Below are 14,899 nucleotides of genomic sequence, written 5' to 3'. Positions count from 1 at the left end.
AACGGCGGTACCGACTTGCCGCGATACCGAGCTTGGGGCGATTGTGCTCGCTTCGGACCGTGCTGCCAATGCTCGGATGAATAGGGAATGATATTGGCCGTATCGATGCCGTTTGCATATCGACAGACGCGTATGAGCACAGCTCCGTCGATACGGCTGCACGAAAGAAAAGACGCCCGTGCGGAGACGGGCGTACGAAGGCGCGCAGGCAGTCTGCCTGTGCGTTGCGGAGACGTCGGTCGGGTGACCGTGTGACTGCGTGACGTTGACTCAAGTTGACTCGAGTCTAGCCAGTGCATAACCGGGCGGATTGATACAGATCAATCGACGTGTCGTCTCGACGCTCGAGCTCGCCAGTACCAATAAGCGAGGCACACGAGCGCGCCGAGCATGCCACCCAGGTGAGCGAAGTGCGCGACGCCGGCTTGCGTGCCGCTCACGCCAAGCGCGAGCTCGAGGATCGCGTAGCCCGTAGCGAATATCCAGGCGGGCATCGGGATCGGCGGAAACAGCAGCACGACGCGGCGGCGCGGAAACAGCACGGCGTAGGTCAGCAGCAGCCCGAACACGCCGGCCGAGGCGCCGACGGTCGGATAGCCGAGCGGCCGTGAGACGGCCAGCACGAGCAATTGCATGAGCGCGCCGGCGACGACGCTCGCGACATAGAGCATCGCGAGCCGCGCGCGGCCCAACGCGAGTTCGATTTCGCGCCCGAACATGTACAGGCCCAGCATGTTGAACAGCAGATGAGGCGTGTTCGCGTGCAGCAGGCTGTAACTGACGATTTGCCAGACATGAAACGGCGGCGCGCCGGCGACGCTTGCGGAGGCCGGCGGCCACAGCGCGAACACATTGATGATGCGCTCGAAGTCGCCCAGTTCGAGCACGAACGCGACGACGTTCAATGCGACGAGGAAAAGCGTCATGGACGATCAGCGGCACGGGGCCGCGGGTAACTACCGTGCTTCGGTTCAGATTAGACGCGCCGATCGAGCGAGCGTTTGACCAACGTCAGAGAGGCGTGCGCCGCGCCGCGTAGCGTGACGCCGCGCTGATTGTTCGTGCCGGGGCGTCGCGCATACCGGGCTGCGATATTCCACACGCGGGAACAGGGCGAGGTCACTGGAAGGGTCGAGGTGTGCATGGTCAGGATGAAGGCGTGGTGAGCGTGATTGAGCGACCTTCATCAGGCCGTGGCGCTTTCGGGGCGATCGGCGCGCAATGCGTCGACGAAGCGCAGGAATGCGTTCAGTGATCCAGCGACGCTTTGATATTTCTCGCGGCCGATCTGGCCGTCGAGCGTGACGAGCAAGCCGGCATCACGCGCCAGGTCGAGGATGTCGTCGACGTTGCCGATCTTCGTGTTGTTCGATGCAGAGTTCGACATGGCGGTGCTCCGAATGTGCATTGCAGGGCGGCGAGACGCTGGGCAGTTCGGAGGCCGTTTCGCCGATCGGTTATCCGATGGCTTCAGTATCGGCGGAGCACCGCGTATTGGAAATCAGCCCACACTGAACCTCGCGTAAGGCATCGAGCGATGCTGTCGGCGTTCGCCTACAAGGGGATAGCGGGGGTGGCGCCTTCACACAGCGCACTGCAACACGGGAGGGCGAGCGCGTCTGGGGCTGACGATCGACTGGCTTGGAGGGCGGCGATGCAAGCGCGCCGTCAACGATGGATAGCGGAATGTCAGAACGCGACTTGCAGCAGGTAATCGAAGGCGAGCACGAGGAACGAGCACAGTACACCGAGCGATACATTGGCGAGGCGCTGCTCGAGATCGGGATCACGACCGACCCACGCGATCGCTAGAAATACGCCCTCCGCCGCCACTTGCACGATGAACGTCGCGAGCATCATCGTGAATTCGTATCCGGTTTGGCTGTAGTTCTTGAAGTCGGTGCCTTGCAGCGCGATCCACGAGCCGAGCCGATACACCTCGTATGCCAGCAACAACAAGGGAAAGATGTAGCTCGCGATGTAGGTCGGTGCGGTGGCATGCCGCCATTCGGGGTGAAGGCGATGAATGTGCTGCATGGTGGCCCCCTTCTCGTTGTGCGTTCGGTCGTGTGCGATGTCAATGTAATGAACGACCGGTGTGGAGATTTGACCTGGATCAATTGAACGAGTGCCAGCTCGAGCGCGAGGGGGGAGGCCTGTCGGCGGCACGAAAGCCGCGTCGTCAAGCAATTGAAAAAATCACGTACGACGATTTGACAATCGTCAAATACTTGCAGCTTCCCTCTGGAATACTGATTCGAAACCGCCTCGTCGAAGGCGGCACGCAACAAGACCATCAGGGAGACATGTCCGTGAGCGATTCGAGTTTGTTGTGCCTCGTGCCGCCCGCAAAGCCACCCGAAACGCGGGCGAGCGGCGCGGCGAAGTTCTGTTTTCGCTATGTTCATCCACGCAGGCCGGCGCGCTTCTACGACGTGTCGATCGCGTTCCCGGATGCGCATACTCCCTTGCGTTATCGCCTCGACATTCGCGATGCCGGGCAAGTCGCAGGGCATATGCCGCCCGCGTCGACATCGCCATTGTCGTCGGGGCACCTGAACGTGTGGCAGCTCCAGGCCGCTGTCCGTTTGTTGCCGCTGGTCGCGCATATTGTCGAGCACGATGCGGGCAAGCCCATTGCTGGTCGCACGCTCTACACGGGCTGGTGTTCTTCGGCGTTGCACAAACGCGGGGAGCCGTTGGTGGCCGAAACGCCTGCTTTGATGTCGGCGTAATCCCGCGCGGGCCTGGACGTCCGGGCTGCTTATGCGAAATCGAGTCGCATCGTTGCGGTGCAATGCGAATGAGGGATGGGAATTCAGTTGTGATCGATTATTGTAGGGAAGAGGAGCGGTTCCTCAGCGAAGCTCGATACGACGATTGCCATCCGAAACGGCCATGCTATCCAGCTCCCCTTTGCTCGTTTATGTCACTACGGTGCCCGACGCGGCACTGATCGCACACCTGCGCGCAGCAGGGTGGGCGGTCGAGGTCGTGGCTCAGCCGAATCGTGCTGGGGCGGTCGCCAAGCAATGGCCGAAGTCCGCGGGGCTCATCGATCTGGGCAGCGTGGATGCGGGCGATTGGCGGGTCGTCGAAACGCTGCTGCAAACCTCGAGAATCAACTGGGTAGCGGCCGTCAAGGCAGGGCAGATGACTGACGAGAGTGTGCGTCGCCTTATCGGTCTGTACTGTTTCGACTACGTGACACTGCCGACGGAGCCTGCGCGCATCGCGGCGATTCTGGGTCATGCGCGCGGCATGTCGGCGCTGAACGATGAGATGCAACGGGCAGAAGGGGGCACGACCGGCGACGCGCACATGATTGGCGATTGCGAGGCCATGCAGCGGCTTTTTCGCATGGTTCGCAAGGTCGCGGCGACGGACGCGCCGGTATTTATTGCCGGCGAATCGGGCACGGGCAAGGAGCTGACCGCCCAAGCCATTCATGAGCGCTCGCCTCGACGCAAGGCGCCGTTCGTTGCGATCAACTGCGGCGCGATTCCGCCGCACTTGTTGCAATCGGAGCTGTTCGGCTATGAGCGCGGTGCGTTCACGGGTGCGCATCAACGCAAGATCGGCCGTGTCGAAGCGGCGGACGGCGGCACGTTGTTTCTCGACGAAATCGGCGATCTGCCGCTCGAGAGCCAGGCGAGCCTGTTGCGCTTTTTGCAGGAGGGCAAGATCGAACGGCTTGGTGGACACGAGTCGATCGCCGTAGACGTGCGCGTGATTTCGGCCACGCACGTCGATCTCGAAGGCGCGATGGATGACGCGCGGTTTCGCGCGGACCTGTTCCATCGCCTATGCGTGCTGCGCGTGGACGAACCGCCGTTGCGCGCACGCGGCAAGGACATCGAGCTGCTTGCGCATCACATGCTGCACAAATACAAGAGCGACAGCGCACGCAAGATTCGCGGCTTCGCCGCGTCGGGGATCGAGGCAATGCACGAGTACACATGGCCCGGCAATGTGCGCGAGCTGATCAATCGCGTGCGGCGCGCCATCGTGATGGCAGAGGGCAAGCTGATCGGCGCCGAGGACCTCGGCCTTCAACCTGCGAGCGCGCAGCCCGGCATGACGCTGGTCGAAGCACGCGAGGCGGCGGAAAAGAAAGTGATCGAGACCGCGTTGCTGCGGCATGGCGATCGCATCAACGAGGCGGCGGCCGAGCTCGGCGTATCGCGCTCGACGCTGTACCGGCTGATGGTTCGCTATGGATTGCGCGACGCGAACGGTGAATCGGAGTTACCGCATGCCGATGATTTGTCGGCTTGACGACGATGGGCATCCAAATGAAAAACGGACCGCGTCGCGGTCCGCCAGAATTGGGAAGCCGGGTGGAACAATCGCCCATCGCACCGATGTCTCAGCGCTCCCGACTACGTAGCGGATCCTACGTGTTGGCAGCGGGCTGCGCAAGCACCCTCGTCAGAAATCGTAGTCGATGGACAAGTCGAACACGCCCGACCCGCGCGTCTGCGTGATCGGGCTATGCGCGGCCGAGCCGACGAGCTGCTGGAATGCCGCATCGGCCGACAGCAGCCAATGCTTGCGGATCTCCCAGTCGGCGCTGACGCCGATGCCGACCGACTTGATACCGGCCGACGCGTGATAGGTCGAGAGCCCCGAGCGAGCCGATGCCGCCGGGCTCACGCCGAACCAACTATTCATGTAGCGCGAATCGGCTGCCGTCATCGTCGGACCGACGAACCACGAGAACTTCTCGGAGCTGCCCGGCATCGGCATGTACGCGCCGAGGTCGCCGATCCAGCCGTTGTCGCCGCCGAAGCTGCGACGCACGTCGGCGCGCACGACCAGCGGGAACGACTTCGACACCACATACTCGCCGGATAGGCGCAGCAGCGGTGCCGGGTTGATGTTGGGCAGGCCGTGCAGATGATCGAGATCGTCGGCCGAGCGGCGCCCGATATCGTAGGCCGCGCCGAGTGCGACCCGCCAGTTCGGCCCGGTCAGCACGTTGGCGCCGAGGCCTTCGCCGGTTGAAAAAAAGAAGCGATCGCGGTAGCGAATGTCGATGGCCGCGCCGGTCTGGGTCGCGTAGCTGTCGGCGCCGTCGTAACGCGGTTGAAAAGCGACCGTCGGTCCCACCCGAATGCGCCAGGTCGGCAGATTCGGCTCGAACATCTGCTCGAGCAGGATGCCCGACGAGTATTGCCACTCGGCGAGCGGCGACGGCGTCTGGGCCGCCGCGGGCCCGGGTATCAGCGCGGCAGCGGCAAGCGCGCCTGCGCACAGGTGACGCGGTGATGCGATCGAGATCGCCATGGCGTGTTTTTTCCTTGGTGCTTGGTCTTTTGTTTATATCGAATACCGCGTGTGCCAATCGTGCCAGAACCGGAAGCAATTCGCATGCCGTTTTTGCAGGGGGCACGCGTTCGCAACGAGTCGAGTCCGGCATTGCCGAGTCTTGCCACGCACGGCATCGCGTGATGAAATCGCGCCGACCTTCCGACTGCCGTTCCTGATTGATCGCGTCGTATTAAAACAACGGGGGACGTATGAAACGCGTGCTGCGATGGAGTGCAGGGGCTGTATCGATCGCGTTGGCGAGCGCAGGCGCGAGCGCGTGGGCCGACAGCGGGCGCCTGAACCGCGGCAACGATCCGTTTTTCGAAGTCTCGCAGGCAATCGCGGCCTGCCCCACACCGCTCGGGCCGCTCGAGACCGAAGACGAGTGGCGCAGGCAATCGCATTGGCGTGTCGAGCGCGGCAACAGCTGCTGGTGGGAAGGCCGTTGCCGGCTATCCAACGGCTACCTGTACGACAAGGAAATCGACGAGGCCGTGCACCGGCGCCTGAACAACATCGAGCCAGCCACGCACTGGCAGCACCGCACGACGCTGTGGCTCGTGCTGCAACGCCGCTTCGTCTACGTCATGGGATGCGTGGCGCCGGATTTCGACAAGCACACATTCCTGGCCGAGCTCGCGAAGACGGCCGACGTCGAGCGTGTCATCGATGAAACGACGACCGACCCTGCTTCGAACGCGCTGCCCTACCGAACGCTGGCCGATCCTGACAAGTTGCCCGTCGAACGCGGCGACGACTGAGCGACCATTTCCGCTTATCGGGCTCGCCGGCATCGCAGCGGACGCCACCCGGAACGCAAAAATACTATCCTTTATTTTCCTGGTGATCTTCCTCGCGACGATGTCGGTCGGTGCATGCCGATGACGTCGCGCAGGCACCCGCCGCCTGCGCCCACGGGCCGAGGCGCGTGACGCTGCCGAGCCGGTTTGTCGCGTACCTCGCGCTGCTTGCGCGTAGTGTTCGCGGACCACGCAAAGGAGCCATCATGTCACGCGTGATATGGAAAGGAGCGATCAGCTTCGGCCTCGTCAACGTGCCGGTGCAGCTGTATCCGGCCACGCGTCTCGAGCGCACGAGCTTCAATCTGCTCGACAAGGATACGGCCGACCCGATCGGCTACAAGCAGATCAACAAACGCACGGGCCAGGAAGTCAGCCGCGAGAACGTCGCGCGCGGCTTCGAATACGAAAAGGGCCACTACGTTCTGCTCAGCGACGAGGAGATTCGCGCGGCGAGCCCCGAGTCGACGCAGACCGTCGACATCCTTGCGTTCGTCGAGGCGTACTCCGTTTCGTTTCTCTACCTCGATACGCCCTATTACCTCGTGCCGGAGCGCCAGGGCAAGAAAGCTTATGTCTTGCTGCGTGAGGCGCTCGTCAAGACCGGCAAGATCGGCATTGCCAATGTCGTGCTGCACAACAAGCAGCATTTGGCTGCGCTGATTCCGGCTGGCCCCCTGCTTGCGCTGAACACGTTGCGGTGGGCCGGCGAAGTGCTGCCCTGCGACGATCTCGCGGTGCCCCCCGACGATGCGAAGCAGTCCGGCATCACGGCACGCGAAATCGACATGGCGGTCAAGCTGATCGAGGAGATGAGCGGGCCCTGGAATCCTGCTGAGTATCACGATACGTTCCGCGACGACATCCTCGCGCTCGTCGACCGCAAGATTCACGAGGGCAAGACGCGTGAAATCAGCGACACCGCAAAGGTGCCGGCCAGGACGCGGGCGACGGCCGACGTCGTCGATTTGTCGGAGTTGCTCAAGCGCAGCCTCGGGCGAGGCAAAGGCAAGCATGTCGCTTGAGCGGATCGATAAAGCGCGGAACTGAATCGGCATCGACATGGCGGGCAGGCTCGACAAGAAGCGTCGTTTCGACGCGACGCCAGAACCGTCCGGCGAGCGGCCTATGGGCGACGACCATGCTTTGTCGTACGTGATTCAAGAACACCACGCGCGCCGTTTGCATTACGACTTCCGGCTCGAGCTTGACGGCACGCTGCACTCGTGGGCCGTGCCGAAGGGGCCTTGCCTCGATCCGTCGGTCAAGCGGCTCGCCGTGCATGTCGAGGACCATCCGCTCGAGTACGGCACGTTCGAAGGCGAGATTCCCGAAGGCAACTATGGCGCGGGTACCGTCATCGTTTGGGACCGCGGCACGTGGGAGCCGGTCGGCGGGGTCGCGCAGGCTCGCGAGGGCTACGAGGCAGGGCGGCTCAAGTTCACGCTCAACGGCGAAAAGCTGCACGGGCGATGGGCGCTCGTTCGCAGCAGCATGCATGGCAGCTGCGACAAGGAGCAATGGCTGCTGATCAAGGAGCGCGACGAGGAGGCACGCAGCGCAAGCGAATACGACGTGGTCGCGGCGCAGCCCGGCAGTGTGCTGGCCGATCGCGGCAAACGCAAACCCCCGGACATCGTCGCGACACGCACCAGCGAATCGTTGCGCGTGCTGGCTGCGTCGCCGTCTATCGAGGGCGCGGTGAAGGCGCCGTTGCCCGTGTCGGTCAAGCCCCAGCTCGCGACGCTCGTCGATACCGCACCGCGCAGCGACGAATGGTCGTATGAAGTGAAATTCGACGGCTACCGCGTGCTTGCGCGCATCGACCACGCTGCTACCCAGCCTGTGCGTATCTTCACGCGTAACGGTCTCGACTGGTCGGCGAAGTTTCTCGAGCAGAGCCAGGCGTTCGCGACGCTCGACGTGCACACAGCGTGGATCGACGGCGAGGCCGTCGTATTCGGGGCGCGCGGCGTGCCGAGCTTTCAGGCTCTCCAAAACGCGCTCGATGCGAATCGGTCGCGGGACATCGTCGTGTTCGTGTTCGATTTGCTCTACCTGAACGGCTATGACTTGCGCGGCGTGCCGCTCGTGCAACGGCGGGCGTTGCTGCGCGCATTGATGGAGCCGGTTGCGCAGGACACGTTGCGCTTTTCCGAAGACTTCATGGTCGATGCCGACGCGCTGCTGCAAAGTGCCGGCGAGATGGGGCTCGAAGGCATCATCGGCAAACGGCGTGACAGCCGCTATACGTCGACGCGCAGTGGGGCATGGGTCAAGCTGCGTTGCCGGCGCCGGCAGGAATTCGTGATCGGCGGCTATAGCGATCCCTCGGGCAGCCGGGTGGGGTTCGGCGCGCTGCTGCTGGGCGTGTATGACGGACACGGCGCGCTGAAATACGCAGGGCGCGTGGGCACGGGTTTCGATACGGCGACGTTGCGCGCGTTGCGCAAAGCGCTCAATGCACTCGAGACGCAGGCGATGCCGTTCGCGACGATGCCAGCCGCGCGCGGCCACGCGCGTTCGCACTGGGTCCGGCCCGAGCTCGTGGCCGAATGCAGCTTTGCCGAGTGGACCAGCGAGGGCAGCGTGCGTCAGGCTTCGTTTATCGGCTGGCGGCGTGACAAGCCCGCGAGCGAGATCGTGCGAGAGGCGCCGCGCAATGCAGACGAGGTAGAGTCGACTGAACCTGAGCCGGCAAAGCCCTCGAACCTCCGTGATCGAGCTGGAGATATCTTTTCCGGCATCCGCATTACGCATCCTGACCGTCTGATCGACAAGACCACGGGCTTGCACAAACTCGATCTCGTTCGCTACTTCGAATGGGTGGCGCCGTGGATGCTACCGCACGTGAAAGGGCGACCAATAGCGCTCACACGTGCACCCGACGGGATCGATGGCGAGCTGTTCTTTCAGAAGCACAGCAATCGGTTGTCGATTCCGTACGTCACGATGTACAAGGATCTCGATCCTGGCCACGCGCCGCTGATGACGGTCGATAGCGAGCAGGCGTTAGTCAGCGTCGCCCAGATGGGTACGATCGAGCTCCATACCTGGAACGCCTTGGCGTCCAATATCGACAAGCCCGATCGCATCGTCTTCGATCTCGATCCTGATCCGAGCCTCGGCTGGCAGCGCATGATCGAGGCTGCCCAGCTCATGCGTTCGCTGCTCGACGAACTGGGGCTGCAATCCTGGTGCAAGACGAGCGGCGGCAAAGGGTTGCATGTGGTCGTGCCGCTTGCGAAGCACGCGAGCTGGGCGCAAGCGAAGGCGTTCGCGCAAGCCGCGGCACAGCACATGGCCGATACGCTGCCCGAGCGCTTCAGCGCGAAGATGGGGGCGCAAAACCGGCAAGGTCGCATCTTCATCGACTATCTGCGTAACAACCGCGGCGCGAGCACAGTGGCGGCTTACTCGCCGCGTGCGCGACCAGGGCTTGGCGTATCGGTGCCGTTGTCGTGGGAGGAAGTCGACGCGACGACAGGTGGGGCGCAGTGGACCGTCGAGAACGTTCACCAACGGCTCGACGCGCTGCGAGCGGACCCATGGGCCGACTATGCGAGCACGCGGCAACGCATCACGCGCGAGATGCGCATGCGTCTCGGCATGCGTGACGGCAACGGGGAGTGAACGGGGAGCCGCATGCGTGCGGCTATCGTTACGTATCAGCGCGGCATGCGTGCCGCCGACGCGAAACGTCCCGGCGTGATGCCGAACAAGCGCTTGAACGCACGATTGAACGCCGCTTCCGAGTCGTAGCCGACCCAGTCGGCCACGCGTGCGGCTGTCGCGTCGCCGCGCGCGAGCCACTGCGCTGCACGATGCATGCGCAGTTCGGTCAAGAGCCGTGCCGGTGTCGGGGCGCCGTGCTTGTCGGTGAGCCGCGCGAGCGTCGCGCGCGAGACGTGGCCGAGCGCGGCCAGTTGTTCGGCGGTCCAGTCTCGCTCGGGTTCGTCGAGCAAGGCGACAGCGATTCGCTCTAGCGCTGGGTGCGCCGCCATCGCCAGCAGGCCCGCGGCAACCGGTGCCGCTTCCAGCCACGTGCGCAGAATCAACGTGAAGATGGCCGAGCTCAGGTCGCCGACGATACCCGCGGTGCCGGCCCGCTCGCTCAGCGTCTCGTTCTCCATCATGTCGAGCACGCCGGCGAGCCACGCGAATTCGGCGCGGTCTTGCGTATCGATGACGAATTGCTCGGGCATGCCGGCTAGCAGCACACTCTCGCGCAGCGGCGCTGTGGCGAACGTGCCGCACAGAATGCGCACGACACTATTGCGCTGTCGCGGTAACGGCAGCAGCCGATGGTGCGCGCCGTGCGGCACCACGACGATCTCGCCCGTGGTCAGTCGCGTGCGTGTTCCTGTGGCGACGAGCTCGAAATCGCATGCGCCTTCGACGACCACATGGTACGGAATCACGCCGGGCGGACTCTGCGGGCAATCCTCCACCCAGCCCTTCGATGACGGGCACAACGGCAGCAGATTTCCGCGTACGCGGACGAAGGCAGTCAGGCGGCTCAGTAGATCCATGTCGAGACGATCGAGCAAGACGTTGCGGAAATCCGGCAATTATGGCGGCTTCGGCGTCGTTACAGTGGAGCCGTCGACGATGCCTGAGGCCATGACGTAGCGTAAAGCGCTACGAAGCGGCACAGACAGGGCACGGTCGCGTTTTCCATTCACTTTTCCGGAGTCGCTCTCATGTTTTCCGATTGGACCAATACCTCATCCCACGTCAAGCGCTCGTTCGGCGCGCTCGGCAAGGCCCACCCGAAGATGCTCGCCGCCTATCAATCGCTAGGCGCCGCGGCAGCCGAGGGCAATGCGCTCGATGCGAAGACGCGCGAGCTGATCTCGCTGGCGGTCGCCGTGACGACGCGCTGCGATGGCTGTATCAGCGTGCATGCGCAAGCGGCTGTCGCGAACGGTGCTACCGAGGCGGAAGTCGCGCAGGCACTCGCGACTGCCATCGCGCTCAATGCGGGTGCGGCTTACGTTTATTCGCTGCATGCGCTCGAAGCCGTGCAAGCGTTTGAACCGAGCGATGCGGCGCAAGGGTGATGCGCTGGCGAGGGGCACGAAGAGGGCGGCGCGCGGCGATGCTGCGTGTCCCCCTGTCTAACCTGACAGCTGCGTTTTTGTAAGCGCTGGCTAGTATTCGAATGGCCCGCATGGCGACGAAACGGTTCGAGCGCGGCACCGACACCGGCAGGTATGGCTCAGTAGTGCATCGACTGGAGATCGACATGAACATCGACGGAAAGTACGTCTCTGAGGACCGCAACTTCATATTGACCATCACCAATAGCAACGGAAGCGGCACGTTCGACGGGACCTACGTGTCGAAGTACACGCCGCGCGGCGAGCAAACGTTCAAGGTGACCGGACGCTGGTACTACGTCGTTAACGAAACGGCTCCTTTGAGCCTCGGCTTTACGGCGTTCGTACGGCCGGACGGCTGGCCGTATGTGATCGAGGACGCTTGGACCGGCGTGCTCTCGCAAGTCGGAAAGCTCTACATGACGGGCGTGCGCTCGTATCTGCCAAACGGCGGAACGGCCGTGCTGTCTTCGCTGGGGACTTTCGATTTCTACGCACAATAACGGCGTTTCGATTCGACGCAGTTTGTTGCGGGGGCCGGATCTTCCGGCCCCCGCTTCGCTATTGCCCTCGCATTGCATCGGATACCCCATCCGACGTGATGACAGCGATCGACGCTTTCACCCCTTGAGGGGTTGGCTCGTCGCGCAGCCTGGTGTCTTTAGGAATACCGCTGCGGGTGCTTGCGCGCGAGCAGCGCAAGCAATGCGAGCGCGATTGCTGCACCGAATGCCGCGCTGCGATGCGTGTCGAGCCATAGCGACGCACTCGTCGTTTTTGCCTCGGCATCGGACAAGCGGCGCATGCGATGCGTTCCCGAGAGATGCTCCGCGACTGCCCTGATCGGCACCCCCCCGGCTTGTAGCTCGTGCCTTGCGTGGGTCGCAGCCCGGACGATCGCATGGGCGGCTGCCTCCGGCTGGTAGAAAGGCACCACGGGGCATGGTGTGACGGACGTGCGTGCTGCAGTCCAGTCGAACTGCGACGCGTTGACGGGCGGCATTTGCACCATAGTCACACGGACACGGCTTCGTTCGTGCAACAGTTCACGGCGTAGCGCATCGGTAAAGCCGCGGATCGCATGGGTGGCGCCATAGGAGGCTGAGCGCCGCGCGATGGTGTGGTACGCGAGGGCCGAGCCCACTTGCACGATGACGCCGCGGTTGCGCATGCTCATCCGCTTTAGCGCTGCCATCGTGCCCCACACGTAGCTCAGATAAGTGGCTTCCGCGACACGGGCGAACTCGGCTGGCGTCATGCGGGCCACAGGTGGGAACATCACGGCCATCGCGTGGTTGATCCAGACGTCGATAGGGCCCAGCGTTTCCTCGATTTGCCGCGCGGCGGTTTCGACGGCATCGGCCGCGCTGGCGTCGAGCGCGATCGACAACGCGGCTACGCCCAGTGCGCGTGCGGCGCTTGCGGTCGCTTCGAGTGTCTGCACATCGCGCGCGAGCAGCGCGACGTCGGCACCCAGGCGCGCGAACGCGAGCGCCGTTGCGCGGCCGACTCCTGTACTGGCACCGGTAATGACGACCACCTTCCGTAAGCGACGCGAGCGTGGCATACGAGTCTCCTTGCAACGCGATTGTCGCTTTGACGAGGGTAGGGGAAGCATGCCTGACGCTTGCGCCTGCTTATGTCTGCTTTCGCGCGTTGCAAGGGGCATGTCGAGGCATGCCGCTCTGTCTCTGTATCGAGGGATGGGTACCGGTATTTCGTCAAAGGCTGTTTGAGCGCTGGACAAGCCGGAAACGCAGATCCAACATAGCCAAGTCGGATCGTTTTCGAATGTGGCTAAGGGAGGGCGTGATGTCGAAGAAAACGCACAAGCACGACAGCAAACCTGACAAAGGCAACGAGGCGAGCAAACACGAGGAGGACCTCATCGACGAGTCGGTCGAGGATACCTTCCCCGCGAGCGATCCGCCGGCCGTAGGCGGCACGACCAGGATCGAGCCGCAAAAGGATCACGCCAAAGAGCACCACAAGAAGAACCACAAACACTGAGGCGGCCGACGGCAACCCGTCCGTCCCTTCGGTTGGGGACGGACCGACGGGCCGGTAGACGTGGCGCGACCGCCGTGGCGCTTTCGTTTGCGCGCCCGGCGGCAACGCGTGTGCGTTACTGCAAGTGCTGACCGCCGTTGATCGAGATGTTCGCTCCCGTCACGAAGCCCGCTTCGTCCGAGCACAGATAGGCGATGAGAGCGGCGACTTCCTCTGGCTGACCGAGCCTGCCGACGGGAATATCGGGCAGGATCTTGGTGTTCATGATTTCGTCGGGCACGGCCGTCACCATGCGCGTCGCGATGAAGCCCGGCGAGACCGTGTTGACCGTAACGCCCTTGCGAGCGACTTCCAGCGCGAGCGATTTCGTGAAGCCGTGCATGCCCGCCTTCGCTGCGGCGTAGTTCGTTTGTCCGAAGCCTCCCTTGCTGCCGATGACCGAAGAGATGTTGACGATGCGGCCCCAACTGCGCGTGGTCATGTCTTCATACCACTGCTTGGTCATGTTGAACACCGAGTCGAGATCGGTGCGCAGCACGGCATCCCAGCCCGTCTTGTCGAGCTTCTTGAAGCTCGCATCGCGCGTGATGCCAGCGTTATTGATCAGGATGTCGACGGGACCGATGTCACTGCGGATCTGCGCCGCGCAGCGCTCGCACGACGCGTAATCGGCCACATCCACCGGGAAAGCGCGAAACTGCCGGCCCTCGGCTTCCATCCGGCCGAGCCAGGTGTCGGCGCTCGTGTTGCTCGGTGAGTAGGTCACCAGCACCATGTGGCCGGCATCGTACAAGCGCATGCTGATCGCTTCGCCGATGCCACCCATGCCGCCCGTAACAAGTGCAATCTTTCTAGCCATCTTGTGTTCTCCCGTTTGTGATCGTTGGATGAAGGGGGAAGGCTCGAGCGGCAGACACCGCGCGCGCGGGCAGTGCCGCGCCGCCCGTTACCCGCATCGCAGACGCGAGCAGGCTTCGAGAACGGAGTGACCGTTTTCGGTGATGCGTGGACGCGTCCCGCGCTCGGCTTGCTCCAGCGCTACCAGTTCGCGCTCGAGCAGCGTGTCGAGTTCTGCGCGGTCGGCTTCGATCTGGTCGGGGGCGTCCCGCACCAGTATGAGCGTGGCGAATTCGTGAGGGCTCAACATGCTCAAACTCCCAAATAAACGTAGACGGTCGATCTGTTCAGCAATCCCGAAAGCGGATCGGGACCGGTTCACTCTTTCCAAACCGGGTATCAATTACATCGTCGACAAAAGGACGTTGAACATTCGGAAAGTATTCCGACAACCGATTTACGAAAAGCATGAGACCCCTATGCCGATTCCATGAGACGATAAAAACGTTTTCACGTATTTATTGCGGCCGAATGTCGGGCAGGTATTAATTGCGCGTGAAGATCCCACGGTTACGACCGAGACGGTAATTGTTTCGGTTGGCGCGTTTTTGGCGCCCAACTTCGTGGGATTCGAGGTGCTGCCAATACTAATACCGTCCGCAGCGGTTCGCAATATGGGAAAGGTATCTTTTCGCCCGTACCCGTTAGTCTTGTTGGGTAAGGCGGAGGCGGGCCTTGGAGGGGTGGTTTGTGAACATTGTGTTTCAAATTGATAACACTGGTTTCATTGCTTTGTAATCTTAATGTTAGATGGGCGGGGTGTGAGGAATATGCTAA

15 protein-coding genes and 1 pseudogene are annotated in these 14,899 nt (G+C 62.9%); 8 read left to right on the top strand and 8 right to left on the bottom strand.

Features of this window, described 5'->3' with window-relative positions; translation table 11 throughout:
• Positions 1–320: 320 nt before the first annotated feature.
• The 3 genes from D7S89_RS18505 to D7S89_RS18495 form a co-directional block, all read right to left on the bottom strand.
• A complete protein-coding gene (locus tag D7S89_RS18505; protein WP_121279671.1) occupies positions 321–926 on the bottom strand; it encodes a rhomboid family intramembrane serine protease in 606 nt (201 codons plus the stop codon).
• 260 nt (positions 927–1,186) lie between these two features.
• Entirely contained in the window at positions 1,187–1,387 is a 201-nt protein-coding gene (locus D7S89_RS18500; RefSeq protein ID WP_121279669.1) for a hypothetical protein, read from the bottom strand.
• 302 nt (positions 1,388–1,689) lie between these two features.
• On the bottom strand, positions 1,690–2,037 hold the full coding sequence (locus D7S89_RS18495) for a hypothetical protein (RefSeq protein WP_121279667.1): 348 nt from the start codon (positions 2,035–2,037) through the stop codon (positions 1,690–1,692).
• A 275-nt stretch (positions 2,038–2,312) separates the two neighbouring features.
• Here D7S89_RS18495 and D7S89_RS18490 point away from each other — a divergent pair, with 275 nt between their 5' ends.
• Together D7S89_RS18490 and D7S89_RS18485 are read left to right on the top strand one after the other, a co-directional pair.
• The gene (locus tag D7S89_RS18490; RefSeq protein ID WP_147426707.1) at positions 2,313–2,735 is read left to right on the top strand and encodes a hypothetical protein; all 423 of its coding nucleotides are present in this window, start codon (positions 2,313–2,315) and stop codon (positions 2,733–2,735) included.
• 163 nt (positions 2,736–2,898) lie between these two features.
• Positions 2,899–4,278, top strand: a complete 1,380-nt coding sequence (locus D7S89_RS18485; protein ID WP_121279663.1) for a sigma-54 dependent transcriptional regulator — start codon at positions 2,899–2,901, stop codon at positions 4,276–4,278.
• Positions 4,279–4,431: 153 nt separating this feature from the next.
• Here D7S89_RS18485 and D7S89_RS18480 read toward each other — a convergent pair whose 3' ends face one another.
• Positions 4,432–5,289 (bottom strand): MipA/OmpV family protein, encoded by an 858-nt coding sequence (locus tag D7S89_RS18480; RefSeq protein WP_121279661.1) that lies wholly within the window; start codon positions 5,287–5,289, stop codon positions 4,432–4,434.
• A gap of 233 nt (positions 5,290–5,522) precedes the next feature.
• Between D7S89_RS18480 and D7S89_RS18475 the strand changes: the two genes are divergently transcribed.
• The 3 genes and pseudogenes from D7S89_RS18475 (at position 5,523) to ligD (ending at position 9,746) form a co-directional block, all read left to right on the top strand.
• On the top strand, positions 5,523–6,074 hold the full coding sequence (locus D7S89_RS18475) for a hypothetical protein (RefSeq protein WP_121279660.1): 552 nt from the start codon (positions 5,523–5,525) through the stop codon (positions 6,072–6,074).
• A 245-nt stretch (positions 6,075–6,319) separates the two neighbouring features.
• Positions 6,320–7,135 (top strand): annotated as a pseudogene (gene ku, locus D7S89_RS18465) (non-homologous end joining protein Ku); the annotation flags it as partial.
• A 40-nt stretch (positions 7,136–7,175) separates the two neighbouring features.
• Positions 7,176–9,746 carry a DNA ligase D gene (gene ligD, locus D7S89_RS18460; RefSeq protein ID WP_121279657.1) on the top strand — a complete coding sequence of 857 codons (2,571 nt, stop codon included), beginning with the start codon at positions 7,176–7,178 and terminating at the stop codon, positions 9,744–9,746.
• 35 nt (positions 9,747–9,781) lie between these two features.
• On the opposite strand, the gene D7S89_RS18455 is transcribed toward ligD, so the two are convergent.
• A complete protein-coding gene (locus D7S89_RS18455) occupies positions 9,782–10,645 on the bottom strand; it encodes a helix-turn-helix transcriptional regulator (protein WP_147426706.1) in 864 nt (287 codons plus the stop codon).
• Between the two features lie 171 nt (positions 10,646–10,816).
• Here D7S89_RS18455 and D7S89_RS18450 point away from each other — a divergent pair, with 171 nt between their 5' ends.
• Complete coding sequence (locus D7S89_RS18450) at positions 10,817–11,176, top strand: carboxymuconolactone decarboxylase family protein (protein ID WP_121279652.1); 360 nt, start codon at positions 10,817–10,819, stop codon at positions 11,174–11,176.
• A 110-nt stretch (positions 11,177–11,286) separates the two neighbouring features.
• A complete protein-coding gene (locus D7S89_RS18445) occupies positions 11,287–11,718 on the top strand; it encodes a hypothetical protein (RefSeq protein WP_245983045.1) in 432 nt (143 codons plus the stop codon).
• Between the two features lie 158 nt (positions 11,719–11,876).
• Here the strand turns inward: D7S89_RS18445 and D7S89_RS18440 are convergent, their stop codons facing one another.
• Positions 11,877–12,782, bottom strand: coding sequence for an SDR family oxidoreductase (locus tag D7S89_RS18440; RefSeq protein ID WP_121279650.1), 906 nt, complete (start codon positions 12,780–12,782; stop codon positions 11,877–11,879).
• Positions 12,783–13,027: 245 nt separating this feature from the next.
• Here D7S89_RS18440 and D7S89_RS18435 point away from each other — a divergent pair, with 245 nt between their 5' ends.
• A complete protein-coding gene (locus D7S89_RS18435) occupies positions 13,028–13,225 on the top strand; it encodes a hypothetical protein (protein WP_121279648.1) in 198 nt (65 codons plus the stop codon).
• 115 nt (positions 13,226–13,340) lie between these two features.
• Here the strand turns inward: D7S89_RS18435 and phbB are convergent, their stop codons facing one another.
• A complete protein-coding gene (gene phbB / locus D7S89_RS18430; RefSeq protein WP_121279647.1) occupies positions 13,341–14,084 on the bottom strand; it encodes an acetoacetyl-CoA reductase in 744 nt (247 codons plus the stop codon).
• An 87-nt stretch (positions 14,085–14,171) separates the two neighbouring features.
• Positions 14,172–14,372 carry a hypothetical protein gene (locus D7S89_RS18425; RefSeq protein WP_121279645.1) on the bottom strand — a complete coding sequence of 67 codons (201 nt, stop codon included), beginning with the start codon at positions 14,370–14,372 and terminating at the stop codon, positions 14,172–14,174.
• Positions 14,373–14,899: the final 527 nt, after the last annotated feature.

The sequence above is a fragment of the Trinickia fusca genome, assembly GCF_003628145.1.
GTDB classification, from domain to species: Bacteria; Pseudomonadota; Gammaproteobacteria; order Burkholderiales; family Burkholderiaceae; genus Trinickia; species Trinickia fusca.
Note: the sequence above shows the minus strand (reverse complement) of the source record. Positions and strands in the feature narration are given on the sequence as shown.

Excerpts from the sequence above, each read along its gene's own strand:
- D7S89_RS18505 (WP_121279671.1), bottom strand. The coding sequence starts at position 926 with ATGACGCTTTTCCTCGTCGCATTGAACGTCGTCGCGTTCGTGCTCGAA.
- D7S89_RS18500 (WP_121279669.1), bottom strand. The coding sequence starts at position 1,387 with ATGTCGAACTCTGCATCGAACAACACGAAGATCGGCAACGTCGACGAC.
- D7S89_RS18495 (WP_121279667.1), bottom strand. The coding sequence starts at position 2,037 with ATGCAGCACATTCATCGCCTTCACCCCGAATGGCGGCATGCCACCGCA.
- D7S89_RS18485 (WP_121279663.1), top strand. The coding sequence starts at position 2,899 with ATGCTATCCAGCTCCCCTTTGCTCGTTTATGTCACTACGGTGCCCGAC.
- D7S89_RS18480 (WP_121279661.1), bottom strand. The coding sequence starts at position 5,289 with ATGGCGATCTCGATCGCATCACCGCGTCACCTGTGCGCAGGCGCGCTT.
- D7S89_RS18475 (WP_121279660.1), top strand. The coding sequence starts at position 5,523 with ATGAAACGCGTGCTGCGATGGAGTGCAGGGGCTGTATCGATCGCGTTG.
- ligD (WP_121279657.1), top strand. The coding sequence starts at position 7,176 with ATGGCGGGCAGGCTCGACAAGAAGCGTCGTTTCGACGCGACGCCAGAA.
- D7S89_RS18455 (WP_147426706.1), bottom strand. The coding sequence starts at position 10,645 with ATGGATCTACTGAGCCGCCTGACTGCCTTCGTCCGCGTACGCGGAAAT.
- D7S89_RS18450 (WP_121279652.1), top strand. The coding sequence starts at position 10,817 with ATGTTTTCCGATTGGACCAATACCTCATCCCACGTCAAGCGCTCGTTC.
- D7S89_RS18445 (WP_245983045.1), top strand. The coding sequence starts at position 11,287 with ATGGCGACGAAACGGTTCGAGCGCGGCACCGACACCGGCAGGTATGGC.
- D7S89_RS18440 (WP_121279650.1), bottom strand. The coding sequence starts at position 12,782 with ATGCCACGCTCGCGTCGCTTACGGAAGGTGGTCGTCATTACCGGTGCC.
- D7S89_RS18435 (WP_121279648.1), top strand. The coding sequence starts at position 13,028 with ATGTCGAAGAAAACGCACAAGCACGACAGCAAACCTGACAAAGGCAAC.
- phbB (WP_121279647.1), bottom strand. The coding sequence starts at position 14,084 with ATGGCTAGAAAGATTGCACTTGTTACGGGCGGCATGGGTGGCATCGGC.
- D7S89_RS18425 (WP_121279645.1), bottom strand. The coding sequence starts at position 14,372 with ATGTTGAGCCCTCACGAATTCGCCACGCTCATACTGGTGCGGGACGCC.